This window comes from Parabacteroides sp. AF39-10AC (assembly GCF_003635405.1).
Taxonomy (GTDB): Bacteria; Bacteroidota; Bacteroidia; order Bacteroidales; family Tannerellaceae; genus Parabacteroides; species Parabacteroides distasonis.
Window position 1 is genome coordinate 108,708 of the sequence record NZ_QTLP01000015.1, and the last position, 23,710, is coordinate 132,417.

22 protein-coding genes are annotated in these 23,710 nt (G+C 44.9%); 3 read left to right on the top strand and 19 right to left on the bottom strand.

Annotation, left to right across the window (positions count from 1 at the left end; all coding sequences use genetic code 11):
* Nucleotides 1–19 precede the first annotated feature (19 nt).
* The 9 genes from DW033_RS14775 to tig all read right to left on the bottom strand — a co-directional run bounded on the left by DW033_RS14775 (nucleotide 20) and on the right by tig (nucleotide 12,932).
* Entirely contained in the window at nucleotides 20–1,621 is a 1,602-nt protein-coding gene (locus tag DW033_RS14775) for an OstA-like protein (RefSeq protein WP_122297444.1), read from the bottom strand.
* Nucleotides 1,618–2,982 carry a peptidylprolyl isomerase gene (locus DW033_RS14780; RefSeq protein ID WP_009017967.1) on the bottom strand — a complete coding sequence of 455 codons (1,365 nt, stop codon included), beginning with the start codon at nucleotides 2,980–2,982 and terminating at the stop codon, nucleotides 1,618–1,620. The genes DW033_RS14775 and DW033_RS14780 overlap by 4 nt, the downstream gene beginning before the upstream one ends.
* A gap of 25 nt (nucleotides 2,983–3,007) precedes the next feature.
* Complete coding sequence (locus DW033_RS14785; protein ID WP_005867108.1) at nucleotides 3,008–3,862, bottom strand: hypothetical protein; 855 nt, start codon at nucleotides 3,860–3,862, stop codon at nucleotides 3,008–3,010.
* Between the two features lie 13 nt (nucleotides 3,863–3,875).
* Nucleotides 3,876–5,462, bottom strand: coding sequence for a peptidylprolyl isomerase (locus DW033_RS14790; protein WP_121961095.1), 1,587 nt, complete (start codon nucleotides 5,460–5,462; stop codon nucleotides 3,876–3,878).
* A gap of 108 nt (nucleotides 5,463–5,570) precedes the next feature.
* Nucleotides 5,571–7,046, bottom strand: coding sequence for an IMP dehydrogenase (gene guaB / locus DW033_RS14795; protein WP_005853938.1), 1,476 nt, complete (start codon nucleotides 7,044–7,046; stop codon nucleotides 5,571–5,573).
* Between the two features lie 214 nt (nucleotides 7,047–7,260).
* Nucleotides 7,261–9,441, bottom strand: a complete 2,181-nt coding sequence (recQ, locus tag DW033_RS14800) for a DNA helicase RecQ (RefSeq protein WP_005853936.1) — start codon at nucleotides 9,439–9,441, stop codon at nucleotides 7,261–7,263.
* Between the two features lie 32 nt (nucleotides 9,442–9,473).
* A complete protein-coding gene (gene clpX, locus DW033_RS14805) occupies nucleotides 9,474–10,706 on the bottom strand; it encodes an ATP-dependent Clp protease ATP-binding subunit ClpX (protein WP_005867105.1) in 1,233 nt (410 codons plus the stop codon).
* Between the two features lie 21 nt (nucleotides 10,707–10,727).
* Entirely contained in the window at nucleotides 10,728–11,390 is a 663-nt protein-coding gene (clpP, locus tag DW033_RS14810; protein ID WP_005853931.1) for an ATP-dependent Clp endopeptidase proteolytic subunit ClpP, read from the bottom strand.
* Between the two features lie 189 nt (nucleotides 11,391–11,579).
* Entirely contained in the window at nucleotides 11,580–12,932 is a 1,353-nt protein-coding gene (tig, locus tag DW033_RS14815; protein ID WP_005853929.1) for a trigger factor, read from the bottom strand.
* A gap of 143 nt (nucleotides 12,933–13,075) precedes the next feature.
* On the opposite strand from tig, the gene DW033_RS14820 reads away from it, so the two are divergent.
* Nucleotides 13,076–13,963: a CPBP family intramembrane glutamic endopeptidase gene (locus tag DW033_RS14820; RefSeq protein WP_057326843.1), complete on the top strand. Its 888-nt coding sequence runs from the start codon at nucleotides 13,076–13,078 to the stop codon at nucleotides 13,961–13,963.
* On the opposite strand, the gene lptB is transcribed toward DW033_RS14820, so the two are convergent.
* Complete coding sequence (lptB, locus tag DW033_RS14825; RefSeq protein WP_005853924.1) at nucleotides 13,958–14,710, bottom strand: LPS export ABC transporter ATP-binding protein; 753 nt, start codon at nucleotides 14,708–14,710, stop codon at nucleotides 13,958–13,960. The genes DW033_RS14820 and lptB overlap by 6 nt on opposite strands.
* Nucleotides 14,711–14,794: 84 nt before the next feature.
* Entirely contained in the window at nucleotides 14,795–15,910 is a 1,116-nt protein-coding gene (locus DW033_RS14830; protein ID WP_122382873.1) for a glycoside hydrolase family 43 protein, read from the bottom strand.
* 175 nt (nucleotides 15,911–16,085) lie between these two features.
* Here DW033_RS14830 and DW033_RS14835 point away from each other — a divergent pair, with 175 nt between their 5' ends.
* On the top strand, nucleotides 16,086–16,832 hold the full coding sequence (locus DW033_RS14835; protein ID WP_008773770.1) for an ABC transporter permease: 747 nt from the start codon (nucleotides 16,086–16,088) through the stop codon (nucleotides 16,830–16,832).
* Between the two features lie 2 nt (nucleotides 16,833–16,834).
* Nucleotides 16,835–17,605 carry an ABC transporter ATP-binding protein gene (locus tag DW033_RS14840; protein WP_005853918.1) on the top strand — a complete coding sequence of 257 codons (771 nt, stop codon included), beginning with the start codon at nucleotides 16,835–16,837 and terminating at the stop codon, nucleotides 17,603–17,605.
* A gap of 92 nt (nucleotides 17,606–17,697) precedes the next feature.
* On the opposite strand, the gene metK is transcribed toward DW033_RS14840, so the two are convergent.
* The 8 genes from metK to DW033_RS14880 form a co-directional block, all read right to left on the bottom strand.
* Entirely contained in the window at nucleotides 17,698–18,984 is a 1,287-nt protein-coding gene (gene metK / locus DW033_RS14845) for a methionine adenosyltransferase (RefSeq protein WP_005867099.1), read from the bottom strand.
* Nucleotides 18,985–19,233: 249 nt separating this feature from the next.
* Entirely contained in the window at nucleotides 19,234–19,428 is a 195-nt protein-coding gene (locus DW033_RS14850) for a hypothetical protein (RefSeq protein ID WP_041525585.1), read from the bottom strand.
* A gap of 30 nt (nucleotides 19,429–19,458) precedes the next feature.
* A complete protein-coding gene (folK, locus tag DW033_RS14855) occupies nucleotides 19,459–19,917 on the bottom strand; it encodes a 2-amino-4-hydroxy-6-hydroxymethyldihydropteridine diphosphokinase (protein WP_087342365.1) in 459 nt (152 codons plus the stop codon).
* 10 nt (nucleotides 19,918–19,927) lie between these two features.
* On the bottom strand, nucleotides 19,928–20,977 hold the full coding sequence (queA, locus tag DW033_RS14860) for a tRNA preQ1(34) S-adenosylmethionine ribosyltransferase-isomerase QueA (RefSeq protein ID WP_005853911.1): 1,050 nt from the start codon (nucleotides 20,975–20,977) through the stop codon (nucleotides 19,928–19,930).
* Between the two features lie 12 nt (nucleotides 20,978–20,989).
* Nucleotides 20,990–21,697 carry a tRNA pseudouridine(55) synthase TruB gene (gene truB, locus DW033_RS14865; protein WP_005867095.1) on the bottom strand — a complete coding sequence of 236 codons (708 nt, stop codon included), beginning with the start codon at nucleotides 21,695–21,697 and terminating at the stop codon, nucleotides 20,990–20,992.
* Between the two features lie 3 nt (nucleotides 21,698–21,700).
* A complete protein-coding gene (locus tag DW033_RS14870) occupies nucleotides 21,701–22,501 on the bottom strand; it encodes an undecaprenyl-diphosphate phosphatase (RefSeq protein ID WP_005867094.1) in 801 nt (266 codons plus the stop codon).
* Nucleotides 22,498–22,737, bottom strand: coding sequence for a DUF3098 domain-containing protein (locus DW033_RS14875; RefSeq protein ID WP_005853907.1), 240 nt, complete (start codon nucleotides 22,735–22,737; stop codon nucleotides 22,498–22,500). The genes DW033_RS14870 and DW033_RS14875 overlap by 4 nt, the downstream gene beginning before the upstream one ends.
* A gap of 27 nt (nucleotides 22,738–22,764) precedes the next feature.
* Nucleotides 22,765–23,643 (bottom strand): ABC transporter permease, encoded by an 879-nt coding sequence (locus DW033_RS14880; protein ID WP_005853905.1) that lies wholly within the window; start codon nucleotides 23,641–23,643, stop codon nucleotides 22,765–22,767.
* Nucleotides 23,644–23,710 lie beyond the last annotated feature (67 nt).

Here is a 23,710-nt window from a genome sequence, read left to right on the forward strand (position 1 = left end):
ATTAATTATGAATACGACGCTAATGTACGAATTTATTGCTTCTTTTCGGAGCATCTTGAGCTTTTCTTTTCACGACCTGATAAATATCATCCTTATCTTTCGGACGGATATAATCAAACCAATAAAAGTCTTTCAAGTATTTCTGGTCGGGCTTCAAATCAGGAATAGGGGTCATCGTACCTGTTGGAGTCGGCCAGATCTTCAGTTTATCCAACTTATTGTCTTTTAGCCAGATCGTAAGGAAACCGCTCTTGGTCTCGTTCATGCCGACCATCGAACCGTCCTTCTCCAATGGGAAGAAAATCGATTCGGCGTTGCCCGACACATCGATCTGATTCACGACCTGTCCCTCGAAATAAGCCTTCAAGTCATTTCCCTTTAATTGATTGAACGCAGTAGAATCGATTTGCTGTATCGCGAAAGCGAATTGCTTCACGTGAGCGAAATCGATCGAGCTATCATTCATAAATATCAAGATCGTATCCCCATAGATCTGATACTGTTCATTCCAAACGATAGGGTCCGTATACATATATAATATAGAGTCTCTTGTATTAAACTGCATCGAATCGCAAACACCTTGCATATCCGTCCGATAGAAACGGACGCCGTAATAAGCTTTTACTTCCCGGTAAAGGGAGTCCACCGTAGTCATCTTCAAGGTATCACCATGCAGAAACAATGTATCCCCTTGGCTGAATTCCAAGAAACGGGCGCTATCCGTAGCGAAAGCATACTCGGTCTTCTCATTGTAAAAGCCATATTGGCCTTCCAGCATGACATGCTGCGCCGTGTCTTGCAGACTCATATTACCGAACGCTTCCCCAAAACCCAGTTCCCGGTTGTAGGCGATAGAGTCGCCCGTCAAGATACGGTCGCCGGAAACCACCTGAGAACGATCCAATAGCAAAGAGGTATTATTCACGGTATCGTACCAACCCCTGGAAGAATAGATCGTGCCGCTATCCGACACGATAATGGATGGTCCGAGTATCGTGGCGATCTTCGAGTCCGTATTATAATGCAAGGTATCGGAATACAACGTGAATTGCTCATTCTCCAGACGGACGCTATCATTGAAGATAGCCAATTTCGTACTAGGCGAATATTGCCCGTAAAAAGAAGAGAGCTGATTCAAGGAATCGACAATCAGACCTCCGTCGAAATAATATCCGATATCCGGGATTCGCTCATAGTTCAAGCTATCCGTAAACAAGGTAACCTGCCCATTCTCCATGCGGACATTCTCCCGCAAATAAGCGATCTGGGTATTTCCATCGTAAAACAGGTAATTTCCATACACGAACAAGGTATCCCCTTGTTCCATCCGAACATTACTAAACGCTTCCAAGGAATTGGTCTGCTCAAAGAAATATGCGCTATCGCAATACATATACGAACTATCATGGCGAAAACAAACATCACCATTCAGTACTTGAGCCTCGGCGTTCCTCTCCTTATCGAACGAAAGCGTATTCGCATGCTCCAAAAAGACCTTCGTCTTCTTGGGAGCGACACTATCTTTGGCGGCTACCACCGTGCTATCTTCCGTTTGCGCGAATACGCCAACCGATAAAGCACACGATAAGAGCGCTAGAAATAACCTGTTAATTAGTCTCATTCCTTAATCCAACCCGGATATTTGAAATCACAATTCCTCCAACCGTCACTAATACGCACGTAGGTTGATTTTTGTTTCTTCGTGATCCAGTCGTTCAATAATTCCTCACGTTTCTTAGCCTCTACGATCGCTTTCAAAGCTTGGAAGTCATCGGCCAAATTCGCCTTATGTCCTTCCGTCCGAGCTTTCAGCTTAACAATAGCTACTACCTCTTTCTGCTTGTTCGTCAACATGGTAAAAGGCTTGGAGATCTCTCCGACTTTCATGTCATATACCACCTTACCGATTTCCTGTGGAAGTTCTTGCATCTCGAACTTAGGGGTTCCCATATTGCTGCTCTCGTAATCTTGGTTTACCATCAAACCCTTATTATTACGTGTATCCTTGTCGTAAGAGACGAATGTAGCGGCTTCCTCAAACGTGAACTTATTCGCCTGCAAATCATTGTACAATGAATCCAGACGAGTGGTAGCATCCGCCAACTCCTTATCGGAAACCTTCGGTTTCAATAAGATATGGCGGCAGTTGATACGGTCTCCACGCTTCTCGATCAATTGGATGATATGGTAACCATACTCCGTCTGTACGATCTGGGAGACACGTTTCGGGTCTTTCAAGTTGAACGCGACGTTCGCGAACTCCGGCAACAGCTGTGTCTTGCTCATGAAACCCAGTTCACCACCTCGAGACGCCGAACCCGGATCTTCCGAGTACAAACGAGCCAACGTGGAGAATTCCATCTTACCGGAATTAACCTGCTCCGTGAAATCACGTAAGCGGGCCTTGATAGCGTCTGTTTCCTCAAACGGAATCTTCGGTTCCAAGGTAACGATTTGCACCTCTACTGTCGTAGGGATGTTCGGCAGGCTATCCTGAGACAACTGGCTGAAATATTTACGCACCTCGGAAGGTGTCAGCTTGATCTCGCCGATCAATTGATGCTGCATCTGTTGCACTACCTGCTGCTCCCGCACCATCTCCTTACGCTCATCCTTGATCTGGGAAAATTTCTTACCGAAATATTCCTCCAATTTCTCGCGAGACCCGATTTGGTTCACAGCCATGTTCATCCATTGATCCACGCTCTGGATCACTTGGTTCTCGTTCACGGTGATACTATCGATCTTTGCTTGATTCAGATATAGTTTCTGTATCGCCATCTGCTCCGGGATCACGCAATACGGGTCGCCATCCAAACGGACCCCCTCGTTTTGATTATACAAACGCTGCGTCTCAATATCCGAACGTAAAATAGCGTCATCTCCTACCACCCACACAATTTCATCGATCACATTGTCTTGCGCCATTACAATGCAAGAACAACAGGCAAGAAAGAATACACTTAAAATCTTTTTCATCATGTCTACCCATTTATAAAATTAGAGATCACGGCTCGGAATGGAATTCCACGTCACCGCTCCGGATCGCATCGTTATATAACTCGTCTTCAAATTTTTTCAAGAATTCAACTTTTCGTTGGTTGACCAGCATTTCCGTGACGTGCGGACTGGCATAATCATATGGCTCCACACTGCCGGAAGGCAAATATTCCTTGATATTCAACAGATAACAATAACTGCTATCCGCCACCTCAACATACTTATTCGCCTTCAGAAACGCATTCGGATTCGACACATGGATCGGTATATTATCCATTACCTCATCGAAATCAACCCATTTGTCGTAAAAGTACTCATAAATCGTGGCATTTTGCACACTATATTTCTCAATTTTTTCTAAAGAGGCCACATCTGTGGATTTGTACCACTTTTTGACGTCGGTAAGTCCCGGGGCATCAACCGGGATTTTCAAGAATAATCCCTTGATCAAGCCTTTATCCAAGATAAACTTTTTCTGGTTTTCCTCGTAATAGTTTAATTTATCACTTTCCCGGATATCAGTTTTCAGCTTCTCCTCCACCAATCGTTCCTGATAACGGTAACGAACCAAGGAACGCCTGTACTCCTCTACCAATTTATCGACCTCCTCTTTCTCATCCCCCAAGTTACGCAAAGCCACATCGTACACCAATACATCCTTTACCCATTTCTTGGTAAAGCTCTCGGCCAGCAACAGACTATCTGCGGAGGAAATCCCCCGGGGTATTAGCTTATTCACCTCCGAACGATTTAGGGTACGTCCTTTCACGCTAACCAAGACATCCGTAGTATCAGCTGGCTGAGAACCTTTACAGGCACCCAACAACACAACGAACGCTAGGAACATGAAGACTATCCTCATATCTATCTTTATTTTATTTCTTTAGTTTCTTCAATAATTTCCAGTTGACAGTCACCGGATATTTTTTATTCAAATCCGCGATCCACTTCGCTTCCAACACCTTCTGCTGGGCGGAGGGTTTGCTCCAGATCTCCCGGTTGCTGACCTCAAACAACAGAATCCCATCCCGGTACTCCTGCATCAAATGAGGGATCTCCGGATGTTTTGTCTCCAGATTCTTACGCTCGGCGGTCGTTACGATATCGCGGATAAACAAATCATAGACCTCTTGCATAAAATCACCCGCATACGTTTTTGTCGAGAACGGGCAACGTTGGATATAATAAGCGAACTCCGCTTGCGGGAAATCCTTTCCATCCAATTGCATAAGCGTCTTGTTCATATCCTTCGCTTTCTCATAAAACGCCTCGTCCGTGGGGAAACAATCATTACATAACGCTTGCAGCTCCGCATAGGCTTCCGGATAGAAAACGTATCCGTATTCTTTCTTCATACGATCGTCGAAAGCTTTATATAACTCGAAGTTACGTTCACCCTGCCCCATACGTCTCGACAAGGCTTTTTCCTCTTCCTCAAACGAAGGGCGTCCTTTCTTATCGATCAACTTAATGATATGGTAACCAAAACGAGTTTCCACCACCCCGGATAAATCACCCGGCTTGCTCAACGCAAAAGCGGCTTGCTCAAAAGGCTGGACCATCTCGCCGATCCCGAACCAAGGTAATACCCCCCCTTTTTTAGCGGAAGCCGCATCCCCCGAATACTCTTTCGCCAACTCACCGAAATCCGCACCCTCTTGTACTTGCTTATAGATAGCTTGCGCTTTTGCCAGAAAAGCCGATGAGTCCTGAATAGCGGAATCTTTCGGGAAGGCGATCAAGATATGAGCGACATGTACCCGCCCCGGATTGGGTTTACGACTATGGACTTTTATCAAATGAAATCCTAATTTCGTGCGAACCGGTTCAGACACCACGCCAATCGGCAAGGAATAGGCGGCATCCTCAAACACTTTTAGGGATTGCATCGGGAGCAAGCAACGTACATATTCGCAAGCGACATGCTCCTTATCCTTCTCGGCCAAAGCTTTTCCGACTGTTTCCATATCCTCTCCTTTCTGGAGACGTTCGTATACTCGCATGGCTTCTTGATATACAGCTACCGTATCTTTGGAGACCGTCTTCTCCGGCAAACGGAATAAGATGTGGGTCAACTCTACCGAGTGATCTCCCCGGTCATATACCGCACGAGCAGCCGCTTTCTCACCCTCCTTATCCGACATATAGCTATCGATCAACTGAGCCCGGTATCCATCTAGCTCACTTTTGAATGAGGATGTCTGGTCGATCCCTAAAGATTCCGCCTCCGCTACTTTTAGCTTAAAATTTTTAAATAGCTCGACATAGCTTTTGACGGACTTTGTACTCGATAAATCTACCTCTCCATTCTTCTCCGCGATAAAAATAAATTCAGATAAAGGCACTTGTTTTCCAGCGACCGTCATAACGACCGAATCGGATGCGATTTGAGCGTTAACTGTCACACAAGCGAATACCCCTAATGAAATAAGTAACTTTTTCATCAAAAATTCTTTTACCATAGCACGAATATACATTACAAAAATAACACTAATCTAACGGAGAGCCGACAAGAAAAGTATGCTATCCCATTAAATTAGTGTTTTTTATAAAACGTAAAACTTGTATTACTATTCACCGCGGCTATAATTCGGAGCCTCTTGCGTAATCGCTACGTCATGCGGATGGCTCTCTTGCACACCAGCGTTGGTGATTCGAGTAAAACGAGCTTTATGCAACTCCTCGATATTATGAGCCCCGCAATAACCCATTCCCGCACGTAAACCACCTACCATTTGGTAAATGACCTCATACAAAGAACCCTTAAACGGAACACGGGCAGCGATTCCCTCCGGAACCAGCTTCTTCACGTCATCCTCCACATCTTGGAAATACCGATCCTTGGACCCCTTTTGCATAGCTTCCAACGACCCCATTCCACGGTAAGACTTAAACTTTCGACCATTGAAGATAATCGTATCGCCCGGCGACTCCTCTACACCCGCCAACAGAGATCCCATCATCACGGAAGATCCACCAGCGGCGATCGCCTTCACGATATCACCGGAGTAACGCAAGCCACCGTCGGCGATCAAAGGCACACCAGTTCCTTCCAACGCCTTCGCCACATCGTAAATAGCCGACAACTGGGGAACACCCACACCAGCGATCACACGAGTTGTACAAATCGAACCCGGACCGATACCTACCTTCACGGCGTCCGCCCCGGCTTCCACTAAATATTTAGCAGCCTCGCCCGTAGCGATATTACCGACCACACAATCAATATGCGGATATTGCGCCTTAATCTGTTTCAAGACATCCACCACACCTTTTGAGTGACCATGTGCCGTGTCGATCACCAAAGCATCCACCCCGGCATCCACCAAAGCGGCTACACGCTCGAAGGTATTGAACGTAACGCCTACACCGGCAGCTACACGCAAACGACCTTTCGAATCCTTGCAAGCCTTCGGTTTATCTTTCGCTTTCGTTATATCTTTATAGGTAATCAAGCCGATCAACTTATTATGGCTATCGACCACCGGTAACTTCTCGATCTTATGTTCCTGAAGGATCTGAGCGGCGGCCTCCATATCCGTAGATTGTCCGGTTACGACCAAATTCTCTTTCGTCATCACCTCATCGATAGAGCGGTTCATATCCTTTTCGAAACGCAAGTCACGGTTCGTCACGATACCAACCAAATACCCGCCTTCATCCACCACGGGAATACCGCCAATCTTATATTCAGCCATCATTGCCAAGGCATCCGCCACACGTTTGCCCTTCGTGATAGTCACCGGATCATAGATCATTCCATTCTCCGCACGTTTAACGGTCTGGACCTGCTTTGCCTGCTCGGCGATCGTCATGTTTTTATGAATCACACCAATACCTCCCTCACGGGCGATAGCGATAGCCAACTTGGCCTCGGTAACCGTATCCATAGCGGCCGATACCATCGGTATATTCAATGTGATATTACGTGAAAACTTTGTCGTGAGATCGACATTACGAGGAAGAACTTCCGAATAAGCTGGGATTAACAATACATCGTCAAACGTTAACCCATCCATAACGACCCTGTCTGCAATAAATGACATAGAACTTATGCTTTAAAAATTATTGCGTGCAAATATACGACTTTTCACGCAATAAATCGATACGGGAGAAATTAAAAATTCGATTCAGAAGAAAATAAACTTTCATCCGAACGAAAACAAAATTCCTTCCGAAGGAAAAATAAATCTCTTTCGGAAGGAACAATAAGCTTCTTTATTTGTTTTTTCTTTAGAGTGGAACCGGGCCACCCTTCCATTAGTTTGCCATTTCAGACAAGAACTTGATACGGACCAAGCGAATCTCCTCTTCCGTATAGTCACCGCCTAATTCCTCGATGGCGTCTTCCAGACCGTCGGTCTCCGAGTCCTTGAAATACTCGTAAATATCCTCGATATGATCCTCATCCATCACATCATTCAAGAAATAATCGATATTGATACGTGTACCGGAATATACGATCGCCTCGATCTCATCCAAAAGCTCGGTGAACTCAAGTCCGTTAGTCAACGCGATCTCGTCCAGCGCCACCTTGCGGTCGATCCGCTGAATGATTGAGACCTTCAACTTGGACTTATTAGCGACCGTACGTACGCGCAAATCCTCCGGACGCTCAATCTCGTTCTCCTCTACATGTTTCTTGATCAACTCAATGAACTCCTTGCCATAACGTTTCGCCTTACCAGCGCCCACTCCCGGGATATTCTGCAACTCGTCCAACGTGATCGGATAAGTAGTAGCCATAGCCTCCAAAGAGGGATCTTGGAAAATCACGAAAGGCGGAACTTCCAACCGCTTGGATAATTTCTTACGCAAATCCTTCATCATGGAATAAAGAACCGGGTCTACCGCACAAGAGGCTCCCCCACGAACCGGAACTTCCTCTTCCTCTTCCTCGAATTCATTGTCCTCGGTAATCTTGAACGATACCGGCTTCTTCATGAACTCCTTACCTTTTTCCGTGATTTTCAGCAAACCATAATTCTCAATATCCTTCGCTAAATAGCCAGCGATTAAAGCCTGGCGAATAACGGCGTTCCAAGTTTTATCATCCTCGTCCTGTCCGGAACCGAAGACCTCTAATTCATTGTGCTTGTAATTTTGGATTTCGGAGGTTTCGTTACCTACCAAAATATTTACGATATAATCTGCCTTAAACTTTTCTTTCAACGTACTGATAACCTCCAGTACCGCACTTAACAATTCCTTCGCTTCCACCTGCTTCTTTGGGTTCAAACAATTATCACAATTACCACAATTATCTTCCAGGTATTCCTCACCGAAATAATGCAATAGCACTTTTCTCCGGCAGACGGAAGTCTCGGCATAGGCCGCAGTCTCTAAAAGCAACTGTTTGCCGATTTCCTGTTCGGCCACGGGCTTTCCTTGCATGAATTTCTCCAATTTTTGCAAGTCCTTATAAGCATAGAAAGCGATACATTGGCCTTCTCCGCCATCCCTACCGGCACGACCGGTTTCCTGGTAATAACCTTCTAGGCTCTTCGGGATATCGTAATGAATCACATAACGGACATCCGGCTTGTCGATACCCATACCGAAAGCGATCGTAGCCACGATCACATCCGCCTGTTCCATCAGGAAGGCATCCTGATTGGCGGAACGTACTTGCGAATCCATTCCCGCATGGTAAGGCAACGCCTTTATCCCGTTGGCTTTCAAGATGTCGGCAAATTCCTCCACCTTTTTACGGCTCAAACAATATACGATACCCGATTTACCCTCGTTGGCTTTAATATACTTAATGATCTCGCGGTCTATATTCGTTCCTTTCGGACGAACCTCATAATACAAATTAGAGCGGTTGAAGGATGATTTAAAGACTGTAGCGTCTATCATACCCAGATTCTTCTGGATATCGTGCTGCACCTTAGGTGTGGCGGTAGCGGTCAGAGCGATTAACGGACGTTTACCGATCTCATTGATGATCGGACGGATTCTTCGATATTCCGGACGGAAATCATGTCCCCATTCCGAGATACAATGCGCCTCGTCCACCGCATAGAAAGAGATCTTTACCTGACGCAGAAAATCCACGTTCTCTTCCTTGGTCAAGGACTCCGGTGCTACATACAGCAACTTGGTACGTCCTGATAATATATCCGATTTCACCTGGTCGATAGCCGACTTATTCAAAGAGGAATTGATAAAATGGGCGACCCCATCTTCCTCACTGAAATTCCGCATCGCGTCCACCTGATTCTTCATCAAAGCGATCAACGGAGATATCACGATCGCAGTTCCTTCCATTAGTATGGATGGTAATTGATAACAAAGAGATTTACCTCCCCCCGTCGGCATTAATACAAAAGTATCCTTCCCGGCCAGCACGTTCTCAATAATAGCCTTCTGGTTCCCCTTAAAGGTACCGAAGCCAAAGTGCCGATTTAGCTCTTCTGTTAAATGATCCTTCTTTGCCATACTTCGTATTATTTATAGTAAACCGCCTACGTTTACGCGACCTGTAAACGGTTCACGTCCGATTTTTCAAATTTCTCTTTCGCATACTCCAACGTTACATGGAGTTCCTTTACTTTTTGAGATGGCATACTGTACATAGCGTCCATCATCACGGCTTCTACGATTGAACGTAACCCACGGGCACCCAGCTTAAACTCAAGCGCCTTATCCACGATAAACTCATAGACTTTCTCATCGAACGTCAGCTTAATGCCATCCATCTCGAACAATTTGACATATTGCTTGATAATGGAGTTCTTCGGCTCGGTCAAGATGTTACGAAGCGTATCACGATCCAGCGGATTCAGATACGTGAGGATAGGTAAACGACCGATAATCTCCGGGATCAAGCCAAACGACTTCAAATCAGTCGGGGTGATGTATTTCAGTAAATTATTCCGGTCTACGGTAGCCGTACCCAAACTAGCCGAATAACCGACCACACGGGTATTTAAGCGTTGAGCGATCTTCTTTTCGATTCCATCGAAAGCACCACCGCAAACGAACAGGATATTCTTCGTATCCACCGCGATCATCTTTTGCTCCGGATGCTTACGTCCCCCCTGAGGAGGCACATTCACGATCGATCCTTCTAGAAGTTTCAGCAAACCTTGCTGTACACCCTCACCGCTGACATCCCGAGTGATAGACGGATTATCGCTCTTACGCGCGATCTTATCGATCTCATCGATGAAGACGATACCCCGTTGGGCCGCCTCCACATCATAATCCGCCGCTTGCAATAGCCGGGTCAAGATACTCTCGATATCCTCCCCCACGTAACCTGCCTCGGTAAGTACCGTAGCGTCCACGATAGCGAACGGGACATGCAATAACTTAGCGATCGTACGGGCTAACAAAGTCTTGCCCGTACCGGTAGCGCCCACCATGATAATATTAGATTTCTCTATCTCCACATCGTCGGCGGTAACCTTTTGAAGTAAACGCTTGTAATGGTTGTATACCGATACCGACAGATAACGCTTCGCGTCATCCTGCCCGATCACGTACTGATCCAAGAAAGTCTTGATATCTTCCGGTTTAGGCAGATCTTTCTGCTTCAAACCAAAAGAAGTTTTCTTACCTCCTGTCTGCTCCTTTACGATCTCATACGCCTGCCGGGCACAATCATCGCAAATACAACCAGAGATCCCATTGATAAGCAAATTAACATCACGGCTACTCCTGCCGCAAAACGTACATGTATCGCCTGTTGTTTTGGCCATAGTTTCTTATTGTTGTTTTTGTTATTTACGTGTTAAAACATCGTCGATCATGCCATACTTTTTCGCTTCCTCCGCGGTCATCCAGAAATCACGGTCGCCATCGCGCTCGATCTCCTCATAGGGTCTACCTGAATGATCCGAGATTATGGTGTACAGTTCTTTCTTAACCTTCAAGATCTCGCGAGCGGTAATCTCGATGTCTGAAGCCTGTCCTTGTACGCCGCCAAGCGGTTGATGGATCATTACACGGGAGTGCTTCAAGCCGAAACGTTTTCCCTTGGTTCCCGCCACCAATAAGACAGACGCCATAGAGGCGGCCATACCCGTACAAATCGTAGATACGTCGCTGGAGATAAACTGCATCGTGTCGTAAATGCCGTAGCCCGCATATACAGAGCCACCCGGCGAATTGATATAAATAGAGATGTCCTTTCCGGGATCACTGGAATCCAGATACAACAACTGCGCTTGAATCACGTTAGCGGTATAATCATCCACTTGCGTGCCCAAGAAAATAATACGGTCCATCATCAACCGAGAGAATACATCCATTTGAGCGACATTCAGCTGTCGTTCCTCTATAATTGTCGGGGAGATATAGCTACTGGAGATGTTCATATAACTATCCAGAGCCGTACCACTCATACCTAAATGCTTTGTAGCATACTTTCTAAAATCTTCCATATTTTCTCCTATCTTTTATTTACCGAGAAGACGTAAAAAGGGATTTCCCTCTGTGACTTAACGGAAAAACAAAGTTATAAATAAATTTCTGAAAGAAACAATTTATTTTGCTATCCGCTAAGATATTTTTAGAGAGAAATCCCTTTTTTGATATAAAACAACCTCCTAAGAGGCCGAGTAAAGATCTTTTTATTCAAAAAGTTTGTTGAACTCGTCAGCGGTTACCTCCTTAACATCAAGTTCCACTTGCTCTTTCAACCAAGCAGCCAATTTCTCCTCAACCGCACGGTCGATGATGTTCTGAAGTGTTTGCTTATTTTTCAACATGTCTTTAGCGTAGTTGTCAAGTACATCCTCAGGTACAGACAACATGCCGTATTGAGCGAACTGAGCCTTAGCCACACGTTTAGCGAAGTTCTCGATGTCAGCGTCCTCAACCTTCAAGCCGTTCTTCTTAACCAAGTTCTCCTTGATCAACTGATATTTCAAATCCTGAAGGATCTGAGGGAAGTCCTCGTCGATCTTCTCTTTCGTATTCTTCTCGTTAGCGGCAAGCAACCAGCGTTTCAATAAATCGTCAGCGAAATTCAACTCGCCAGCTCTCTCAACCAACATATCACGAGTGTCTGTCAAGAACTTGAAGTCACTCTGAGGAGCGAATTGCTCAGCCAAAGCTTCCTTGATCTTGTTCTTGAACTCTTCCTCGCTAGTAACCACGTTCTCGCCAAATACCTTGTCGAACAACTCTTGGTTCATCTCAGCGTCTTTATGACGGGTGATCTCCTTGATCTCGAAGCTGAAGTCGCCTGTAGTCTCAGCCACTTTCTCCTTATCGATCTTCAAGAAAGAAGCGATCTCTGCCTCAGCACCCTCGTAAGCCTTATTCGGGTTGAATACCACTACGGCATTTACTTTAGCACCGATAAACTTAGCTTTTTCTTCCTCATCCTTGATATACATAGGCATCAAGACAGCGTCCTCCACAACGATACCACCTTCTTTCGGGGCACCATTCTCAAGCTCGGCTACCGTACCTTTTACCATATCTTTTTCCTCAACCTCGTCTACCTTGTCGTAAGAACCGAAGTTTGAGCGATAAGCGTTTACTTGGTTATTTAGCATTTCTTCATCGATAGCGACTTGATAGAACGGAAGTTTATCGTTCTTGCTCAACTCGATATTGATCTCCGGAGCCAAAGCCACGTCAAAACAGAATTCGAAATCCTCTTCCTTATCGAAATCCAACGGCTTTTGCTCTGTCTCGTTAGGCATCGGCTCGCCTAAGATATGCAAATCGTTCTCACGGATATACTTGAACAGATTCTCAGAAACTAATTTGTTTATCTCCTCTACCAGCACGTGCTTTCCGTACATTTTTTTAACCATGCCCATAGGAACCATGCCCTTACGGAAACCCGGTACATTGGCTTTCTGACGAAGGCTACGCAGGCTCTTGTCTACCTGATCAGCATAGTCAGCTTTCACTATTTCTAATTTCACGATACCGCTTACGGCATCATTGTTTTTAAGCGAAACGTTCATTCTGAATGATTTATTTAATTAATAGTCGTATCGAATTTTAGGTCGCAAAATTAGACTTATTCTTTTAATCGTGCAAATTTTGATCTGTTTTTATTCTTTTGTTTATATTTGGCGGCAATTATTTACCCTTTGAATGAATCATTATGAGAATAAAAGGAATATATGCTACCCGTCCGGCGGTAATCCAACTTTTGATCCTCCTGCTATTCTTATTGGCTGGAGCCGTTTTATCATCTATTATATCCACGGGCTTATTACTCGCGACCCACGGTTTACAGACTGATATAACCCAAGACGCTAATTTAATGAGGCTCATTCAGTTCATCTCGGCGATCTGTACCTTTTTGCTACCATCTATCGCCATGGCTTGGACATGTAGTGACAATCCCCGCCATTATCTATCAGTCAAGAAAATCACAGACGGCAGGATCTGGATTCTCACCTTAGTTTGCATGTTCTTATTTTCTCCGGTTATCAATTTGCTAGGATTGCTCAACAAGCAGATGGAGTTACCCGCGTTTATGGCTCCTATCGAGGAATGGATGCGGGCGCAAGAAACCCTCGCCGAACAACTGACGACGATTCTGTTATCCAGCGATAGCGTTTGGGTAATCCTGGCCAACCTTATCGTTATCGCCGTTACGGCTGGGATAACCGAGGAGTTCCTGTTCAGAGGGGCCTTGCAACGAGTGATCGGGAAATGGACCTCCAACCCTCATACGATCATATGGATCGCCGCCATACTATTTAGCGCCTTCCATTTACAATTTTACGGATTCTTGCCCCGGATGATACTCGGAGCCTATTTCGGCTATCTACTCTATTGGAGCAAAAGCATCTGGATACCGGTGTTCGCCCACTTTGTCAATAATGCTTTCGCCGTAATAGGGATGTCGGACAGTCGTCTCAAGGATAACGAGTTTGTCACAGGCGATATTCCCGCCGAGCATCTTTTGGACTTTTGTCTTATCGCCGCCTTATCTTTCCTGCTGTTCATACTGGTAAACAGGCGATTGAAACGGCTGCTATAAGTCTTTCTTACGCAGCACGAAGTCTTTTCCCAAATATTTCTCGCGCACGATCTCGTTCTCGGCTAGTTGTTCGGCGGTTCCTTGGAAAAGGACTTTTCCCTCGAACAGAAGATAGGCCCGGTCACAAATACTCAATGTCTCGTACACATTGTGGTCGGTAATCAAGATTCCGATATTCTTATGTTTCAAGCGAGCCACGATTGTCTGGATATCTTGTACGGCGATCGGGTCTACACCAGCGAAAGGCTCATCCAACATAATGAACTTCGGATCGATCGCCAGACAGCGGGCAATCTCCGCACGACGCCGCTCCCCACCCGAAAGCTGGTCTCCCAAGTTTTTACGAACCTTATTCAAACCGAACTCTGAAATCAAGCTTTCCAGTTTCTCTTTTTGGTACTCAACGCTACGTCCCGTCATCTCCAAGACCGAGCGGATATTATCTTCCACCGTCATTTTCCGGAAAATCGAAGCCTCTTGCGCCAGATAGCCAATGCCGTTGCGAGCCCGCTTATAGACCGGGAATTTCGTAATCTCCATGTCATTCAAGAAGATCTTACCCTCGTTAGGAGTGACCAAACCTACTGTCATATAAAAGGTGGTCGTCTTTCCCGCTCCGTTCGGACCAAGCAAACCAACGATCTCCCCTTGTTTCACGTTAATCGATACATGATTCACGACCGTACGAGTCCTATATTTCTTTACCAAGTCCTCCGTACGGAGCACCATTCGTTGTTCGTCTGACATAAGCTACTTAAAAATTTAACGCGAATGTACGTGATAATCCGCAGATCTACATCACATACATTCGCAAAAAAGCGATAAGAGAATTTAATAACTCCACTCAGATTGCCACTCGATCACGGGTTGCTCCCCCTCGAATCGGATAGGAAGCCAGATATAACGTCCGTCTATAGCGTTCTCCGGAGTCCAACGATCTCCCATATAAATAAAGCGATCCGCATGGCCGGGTACAGGCAATACGTACGTGCTCTGAGAATAAAACGACACCTCCGAGTTCTCTCCCCTAAACGGATTTTCCAATTCCTTCCAAGGTCCCCAAATCGAGGAAGCGACGGCCGATCGTCCCGCATTCGGAGCCCAGCCCGTACAGCCGGACATAATCAAATAATATTTCCCCTTCTGTTTGAACAAGGCTGGAGCTTCCATGAAACGCCCCGGGAAGAAACGGGCGTACTTACCGGAATAACTCGTATAATCATCGGTCAGCTGCGATATATGCAAGGTACTATTCTCTTCCGAGGAATAAATATGATAAGCGATGCCATCGTCATCCACGAAAAGGTTCATATCCCTAGCCATTTGTCCGGAGATCTGGTCACGCCCCAATAAATTCAAGCTATCCGGATGGGCTGGTAACTCTCCACCGCTAAAACCTAGATCTGCGGAAAGCGTACAAGGTTGCTTATGTAGTTCCTGTACATTAACCGGCCAAAAACCGGCATTCGGACGGAAAGCGTTTACGAACGAGTAAGGCCCCACCACGTTTTTACTGACAGCCACTCCACTCAATGCTCCCGAATAGCCAGCACCTCTCGGCTCTAAATGAAACCACATTACATATTGATCATTCTTTTTATTATAAATCACTTTCGGACGCTCCAACACGCATCCCTTAGCAATATGGCTCGTCGTATCATCCGGCACGACCGATAAGGCGATTCCCTCGTCTTTCCAATTATATAAATCTTTCGACGAATAGCAATGAACGCCTACTTGAGCCAGATTTCCAGCCGAGCCCTCCGTTTTATGCTCACCAAACCAATAATAAGTATCCCCGATCCGTAGAATACCGCCACCATGAGCGTTTATATGTACCCCTTTATCATCCGGCCAAACTTCCCCCGGCTTAAAAGAAAGATCCTTCCGCTGGCAAGCCACACATAAACACAGCAAGCCGATCACTCCTAAAAGAATTCGCTTCATAAAAGTATTTTTTAGTATTTAAGAAAGCAAACATAGTTAAAAAAGAGGGATGTGGCAAACTTTAATACCATAGGATTTACAAATAAAACCAATCTTGTTTCTAAGATGTTATATGGTTATTAGTGGATTTTACGCTATCTTTGCAAATTGAAATCAGAAATTTATCAAGATAAAAATGAATAAAGCATTACACAGAATGGGTGAGTATACCCTACTGATGATGAAGAGTATAACACTTCCAGACCGGTGGAGTATGTTCTTTAAGCAATTGATCAAAGAGATATACAAGCTAGGCGTGGATTCTCTTTGGATTGTCATAATCATCTCGGTCTTTATCGGTACGGTTATCGCCATCCAGATCTCCTTGAATATCAGTTCCCCCTTGATTCCTAAGTTTACGATCGGCTATACCACCCGTGAGATTATCTTGCTGGAATTCTCTTCCTCTATCATGGCACTAATCCTAGCGGGTAAAGTAGGCAGTAATATCGCCTCCGAGATCGGAACCATGCGAGTCACCGAGCAGATAGACGCCATGGAAATCATGGGTGTTAATTCCGCCAACTTCCTGATCCTTCCGAAAATGCTCGGTTTGATGATCTTTATTCCGGTATTGGTTATCTTCAGTATGTTCACCGGTATCATGGGCGGCATATTCGCCAGTTACTCAACGAGTACGGGAATGACTCCTTCCTCGTTCGAGTACGGTTTACAATTCTACTTCAACGAGTTTTACATTTGGTATTCTATTATCAAATCCGTAGTATATGCGTTCATCATCTCATCCATCGCCGCCTATTTTGGCTATAACGTAAAGGGAGGCGCCCTAGAGGTAGGTAAGGCAAGTACGAATGCCGTGGTCATGAGCAGTATCATGATTTTACTTGCCGACGTAATATTAACCCATTTAATGCTTACTTAAAAATGATCGAAGTTAAGAATATAACGAAGTCTTTCGATGGACGTGTCGTCTTGAAAGATATAAGTACGACGTTCGAGGATGGTAAGACGAATCTGATCATCGGACGAAGCGGTTCGGGTAAAACGGTAATGATCAAGAATATCATCGGGTTAATGAAACCTGATACCGGACAGATATTATACGACGGCAGAGACTTGATCACGATGAACAAGCATGAGTTAAATATGCTGCGTCGGGAAATGGGTATGTTGTTCCAAGGTTCCGCTTTATTCGACAGCATGACGGTAATGGAAAACGTAATGTTTCCTTTAGATATGTTCTCTAAAGACTCAACGAAAGAGCGCAGGAAACGTGCGGAATTCTGTTTGGAACGCGTAAACCTGTCCGAGGCCGGACATCTATATCCTTCCGAGATCAGTGGAGGTATGATGAAACGTGCCGCCATCGCAAGAGCGATCTCCCTAAATCCTAAATACCTGTTCTGCGATGAGCCGAACTCCGGACTAGACCCCAAGACTTCTCTATTGATCGATGATTTGATTCACGACATTACGGTGGAGTACAATATGACGACCGTTATCAATACCCACGACATGAACTCCGTGATGAATATTGGTGATAATATCATCTTTATTAAGGAAGGCGTGAAGGAATGGCAAGGAACAAAAGAGCAAGTAATCACCTCTAATAACCAAGCGTTGAACGATTTCATCTTCGCGTCCGACCTGTTCAGGAAAGTAAAAGAAGTAGAAATGCTCCAAGAGGAAGGGTAAGTTAACATACTTGGCTAAGTATCTTAACTTAAATGGCTAAGTATCTTGACATACTTCGCCATTTAAGCCAGCTTACTTTTTCCACTTATTTTTTATAGACCAAACACGTCCTTGATCTTATCTGCATAATCCAATTTCTCCCATGTGAATAACTCCACATCACAAGTAACCGGCTTCTGCAAATAACGGGAAGAGAATGTCTTCGTCACCGTCTGGGGTTTGCGTCCCATATGACCATAAGAAGCGGTCTCGAAATAAATCGGGTTACGCAATTTCAAACGCTCCTCGATCGCTTTCGGACGCATATCGAAGATATCCCAGATCTTAGCGGCGATCTCTCCGTCTGTCATATTCACCTTCGCACGGCCAAAAGTATTCACGAAAATATTCATCGGTTTAGCCACACCGATCGCATAAGACACCTGTACCAGCATCTCATCCGCCACACCGGCAGCAACCATATTCTTAGCGATATGACGAGCGGCATAAGCAGCCGAACGGTCTACCTTAGAAGGGTCCTTTCCAGAGAAAGCACCGCCGCCATGAGCACCTTTACCACCGTATGTATCCACGATAATCTTACGGCCGGTCAAACCGGTATCACCGTGAGGACCACCGATCACGAACTTACCGGTCGGGTTCACATGATAAATGATATTATCATTAAACAAAGCCTGTACATGAGCCGGATATTGAGCCTTCACACGAGGTATCAATATCTTCTTCACGTCTAAGGCGATCCTCTTTTGCATAGCCTCATCCGCTTCCTTCTGTGAAATACCTTTCGGACCGATAAACTCATCATGCTGCGTGGATACCACAATCGTATCGATACGCAATGGCTTACCGTTATCATCGTATTCAATCGTAACCTGACTCTTAGCGTCCGGACGTAAATAAGGCATCAAATCCGGTTCTTCCTTACGGATCTTCGCCAATTCCCATAATAAACTATGAGATAAGTCCAACGCCAAAGGCATGTAATTCTCAGTCTCATTAGTAGCATAACCGAACATCATACCTTGGTCGCCGGCCCCCTGCTCATAGGGATCCGCACGCTCTACGCCACGGTTGATGTCGCCACTCTGCTCATGGATAGAAGAGAACACACCACATGACTTCGCTTCAAACTGGTACTCGCTTTTCGTGTAACCAATCTTCTCGATCACGCCACGTGCCACTTCCTGCACATCCACATACGCACTTGATTTAACTTCTCCAGCCAAGACAACCTGTCCGGTTGTAACAAGGGTTTCGCAAGCAACTTTCGAATTCTTGTCATACGCCAAGAACTCATCCAGCAAAGCATCCGATATTTGATCGGCTACTTTATCGGGGTGCCCTTCAGACACCGATTCGGAGGTGAATAAATAACTCATCGTTTTAAATTGAAAATTGAGAATTGAAAATTGAGAATTAGGGGATAAGCCACAGGTCGCAATTGACAATGCTCGTTAGTTATTAATCTATGACTGAATTGAACTTGGAAGGATTTTTCTGCCGGACGGCAACGAAAAGGATATGTTTTTAGCATTTTTTCCCGTGGTTGCAAGCAATACAAATCTATCCACGTCAATTCATTCGCAAAGATACGCAATAATTGAGAATTGAAAGTTGAAAGTTGAAAATTATTTCTTCTTTTTGGAATTACGTAAGGCTTTTTTATATTTAAAACCGGCCTTCCATTTCGCTGAATCAGAGCCATGTGTCCCTTTCAAGAAATCAGAGAACTTGATTTTCTTACCATTCGGATCTTCCGCTTCGCCTTTCGCTTTCTTGAAGACGATCCCTTGCGTCATCGCTTTATTAATTTCTTTATTCATAACTCAAATCTCGTAGTTCATAATTAAAACTTATAATTCGGATAAAAGTTCACGCATCGTCTTGCCAAACACAGGATGTTTCACCAACGGAGCTACTTCTGCCAACGGTTCCATAACAAACGACCGTTTGTGCATCAGAGGGTGCGGTAGCGTCAGCCGCTCCGTATGCAGGATTTGCTCATCCACCATTAACAGATCGATATCGATGATACGGTCATGATACACACCGTCACTTTTTTCGATACGTCCCATCTCGATCTCGATCAAACGGGTAGCGTCTAATAATTCCATAGGGGAAAGTTCCGTCGTCATAACGATCACGGCATTCAAGAAAGTGTTGTCCGATTCAAATCCCCAAGGCTCCGTCTCATACATATCAGAAAGGGCAAGAACATCTCCCACCCTTTCAGCCAACAGCGCCGCCGCTGTCACCAAATTTCCTCGTTTATTGCCTACGTTCGTACCTAATCCAAGGTAAGCTGTCGCCATAGAAACCGGATTAAAGGATTAGCATAGCGTCGCCGTAAGCACCGAAACGATATTTCTCTTTCAAAGCGATATCGTAAGCGTCCATGATCAACTCATAACCACCGAAAGAAGCTGTCATCATCAATAATGTAGACAACGGCATGTGGAAATTTGTCACCATGCTGGTAGCCACGCTGAAATCATACGGAGGGAAGATAAACTTATTCGTCCAGCCCTCGAACTCTTTCAGATGACCATCCGTACTTACGGCCGTCTCGATCGCACGCATCACGGAAGTTCCGACCGCACAAACCTTGTGCCCCTCATCCTTTCCCTTGTTCACGATATCCACTACATCGGCATTTACGACCATTTGCTCAGAATCCATCTTATGCTTTGTCAAATCTTCCACGTCGATCTCACGGAAATTACCCAAGCCCGAATGCAATGTCAAGAAAGCGAACTGGCAATCCTTGATCTCCAAACGTTTCATCAACTCACGGCTAAAATGCAATCCCGCGGCAGGAGCCACAACCGCACCTTCTTCCGCGGCGAAAATATTCTGATAACGATCCTCGTCTTCCGGTTCCACCTCACGTTCGATATACTTAGGCAGCGGAGTCTCGCCCAAGGCATACAAAGCCTTCTTAAACTCGTCGTGGTTCCCGTCATATAAGAAACGGAGCGTACGACCACGCGAAGTCGTATTATCAATTACCTCCGCGACCATGGAATCATCCTCGCCAAAGTATAACTTATTACCGATACGGATCTTACGAGCCGGATCCACCAATACGTCCCACAAACGTAAGTCCTCGTTCAGCTCGCGCAACAAGAACACCTCGATACGCGCCCCTGTTTTCTCCTTGTTACCGTACAAGCGAGCGGGGAACACTTTCGTGTTATTAAAGATAAACACGTCACCTTTTCCATAATAGTCTAGAATATCCTTGAATTCGCGATGCTCGATCTCACCTGTATCACGATGAACGACCATCAACCTCGACTCATCTCTGTTCTTCGCCGGATGTAAAGCGATTAATTCCGACGGTAAGTTAAATTTGAATTTCGAAAGCTTCATAATGCACTCTATTTATTTTTCTTCTTCTATTTTTACCACATTCTTCTCTAAGAAATCATCGATCTCCTCCGGAGACATACACATATCCAAGGTTACCTCTCCGATGCGAGTCCGTTCCAAGCCAATCAAATGAGCGCCGGAATCCAAGGCCTTCCCGATATCACGAGCCAACGCACGAATATAGGTACCTTTGCTACATACCACCCGTATCTTTATAACAGGCAAATCGCACTCCAGCAACTCCAGTTCGTCTATAACCAATGTCTTGGATTTTAGTTCAACCTCCTCTCCTTTCCGGGCTAGCTCATAAGCACGTTTACCTTCGATTTTGCAAGCGGAGAACACCGGGGGAATCTGTTGGATCGTACCCACGAATGTCTTTAAAACCTCCTCCACGAGCTCACGGGTTATGTGTTCCGTGGGATACACGGCGTCTATCTCTTTCTCCAAATCGAAAGACGGGGTAGTCTCTCCCAACTTCAACGTAGCGATATATTCCTTCGTCTGATATTGAAACTCATCGATCCGCTTCGTAGCCCTTCCGGTACAAACGATCATCACACCTGTAGCCAAGGGATCCAGTGTCCCCGCATGTCCAACTTTAATCTTCTTTACCTTCAGTTTCCGACTTAGCTTATAGCGAAATTTATTAACTAGGTCAAAAGAAGTCCACGTTAGCGGTTTATTAAAATATAAAATCTCTCCAGCTATAAAATCCATTCTTTATTTCAGTAATGTACAAGCAATTGTCACCAATCCCGCGATCGCGCAATAGATAGCGAAATAAATCAGTTTCCCCTTTTTCACGATGTTGATCATCCATTTACAGGCCACGCAACCGGAAACAAAAGCGGCCACGAAACCTACCGCTAATGATAATGCGGGAATGCTCCCGGCCACATCTTCACCTTTCACCATCTTCATCACATCCAACAACGCCTCTCCCAAGATCGGAGGTATTACCATCAAGAAAGAGAACTGGGCTAGTTTCGCCTTATTATTTCCCAATAACAAACCGGTAGCGATCGTTGATCCGGAACGTGACAAACCCGGCATCACGGCGCAAGCCTGAGCCAGACCGATAATAAAAGCATCTTTCATCGAGATCGACTCTTTCTGGCGTGGTTTGGCATAATACGAAAATGCCAGCAAAGCCGCCGTCAATAGCAGCATACAACCAACGACCAATAAACCTGATCCAAAGATTTGTTCTACCGTATCTTTAAAGAATACCCCAACGATCCCGATCGGAATCATGGAAATCAAGATATTGATCACATACTTCGTCTCCGCGTTCATCTGAAATTTAAACAAACCACGGAATATCCAATCGATTTCCTTCCATAAAACCACTAACGTACTGAATACGGTCGCCACATGTACGACGATCGTAAACGCAAGATTCTCCTCTCCCTCTATACCAAACAAAGCTGAGCCAATCGCTAAATGACCGCTACTGCTCACCGGCAGATATTCGGTCAATCCCTGTACGATACCCAGTATCAAGGCCTCAAACCAACTCATTCTGTTACTTCTTTATCTTTGCTATTCTTCAAGATTCCAAAAATCATCATCACGAAACCAATAACCGTAACCACCGGAGCTACCACGATACGGCGGGCGCTGAATATATCGGGATTGAACGTATTATCCCCGGAACCTCCACCACTCATCAATATGAAACCAAGCACGATGCAGGCAACCGCTACCGCAATCAGTATAAAATTCTCTTTTCCGAAAGCAAAATCTCTTTTAGCCATCTTTCTCAACTCTTTATTATTCGTACATTAAATATAATACAACTTATCGACCCCCATCCGCAAATATTTATTCACGGCAAAAATGGTCGCGATCACGGACAAGACAATACCTAAAGCAAACACTGCCACATAAACCAATAATAATGTTTGCATATCCAATATCTGGATAAAACCTTTCAATTCATTTTGCAAATAATATAACGCTCCGGTTAGCATCAATATTGCCAAGATAGAGGCGAAAATGCCACTTACTATGTTATATTTCACAAAAGGCCTACGTATAAAGCCGGAAGTAGCCCCCACTAGCTTCATCGTATGAATTAAGAATCGTTTGGAATAAATCAACAGGCGAATCGTATTACTGATCAACACGAACGAGATAATCATCAGTACCGCAGCCAAGGTTAGCAGGATCAAGCCCAACCGCTTCATATTATTATGGACCATCTCCATCATATCCTTTCGGTAAAGCAGCTCCGAGACCGACGTATAGTTTCTAATCTTCTTCTCTATCACTTGGAGGCTATCGGGGTTGGCGTACTCCGAATGCAGTTTCACCTCAATCGAGGCCTGTAAAGGGTTAAAGCCTAAGAAGGTTTCCGGATTCTCGCCCAGTTCTTCTTCCAACTCTTTCGCGGCTTGCTCTTTCGATATATACTCGGTTGATTTTATAAAAGGAAGAGCATCCAAGCTCTTCTGCATTTTCTTTATCTCAGTTTCTTTTTGGTTATCTTTCAGCACGATGGAGAAAGATAAGTTCTCTTTCACATAAACGGAGAGTTTATTACCCAACATCCCTATCAATAGAATGAGTCCTAGCAAGAATAGTACCAAGGAGATACTAATAACAGACGTAAGCCGGGAGTTAAAGAAAGAAACAGAACTAACTTTTTTATTTTCAGCCATCAGACTCTCACTTATTAACGTTAAATAAATTAAGGAGATGCGTACAGAGAACACACCTCCCAATTTT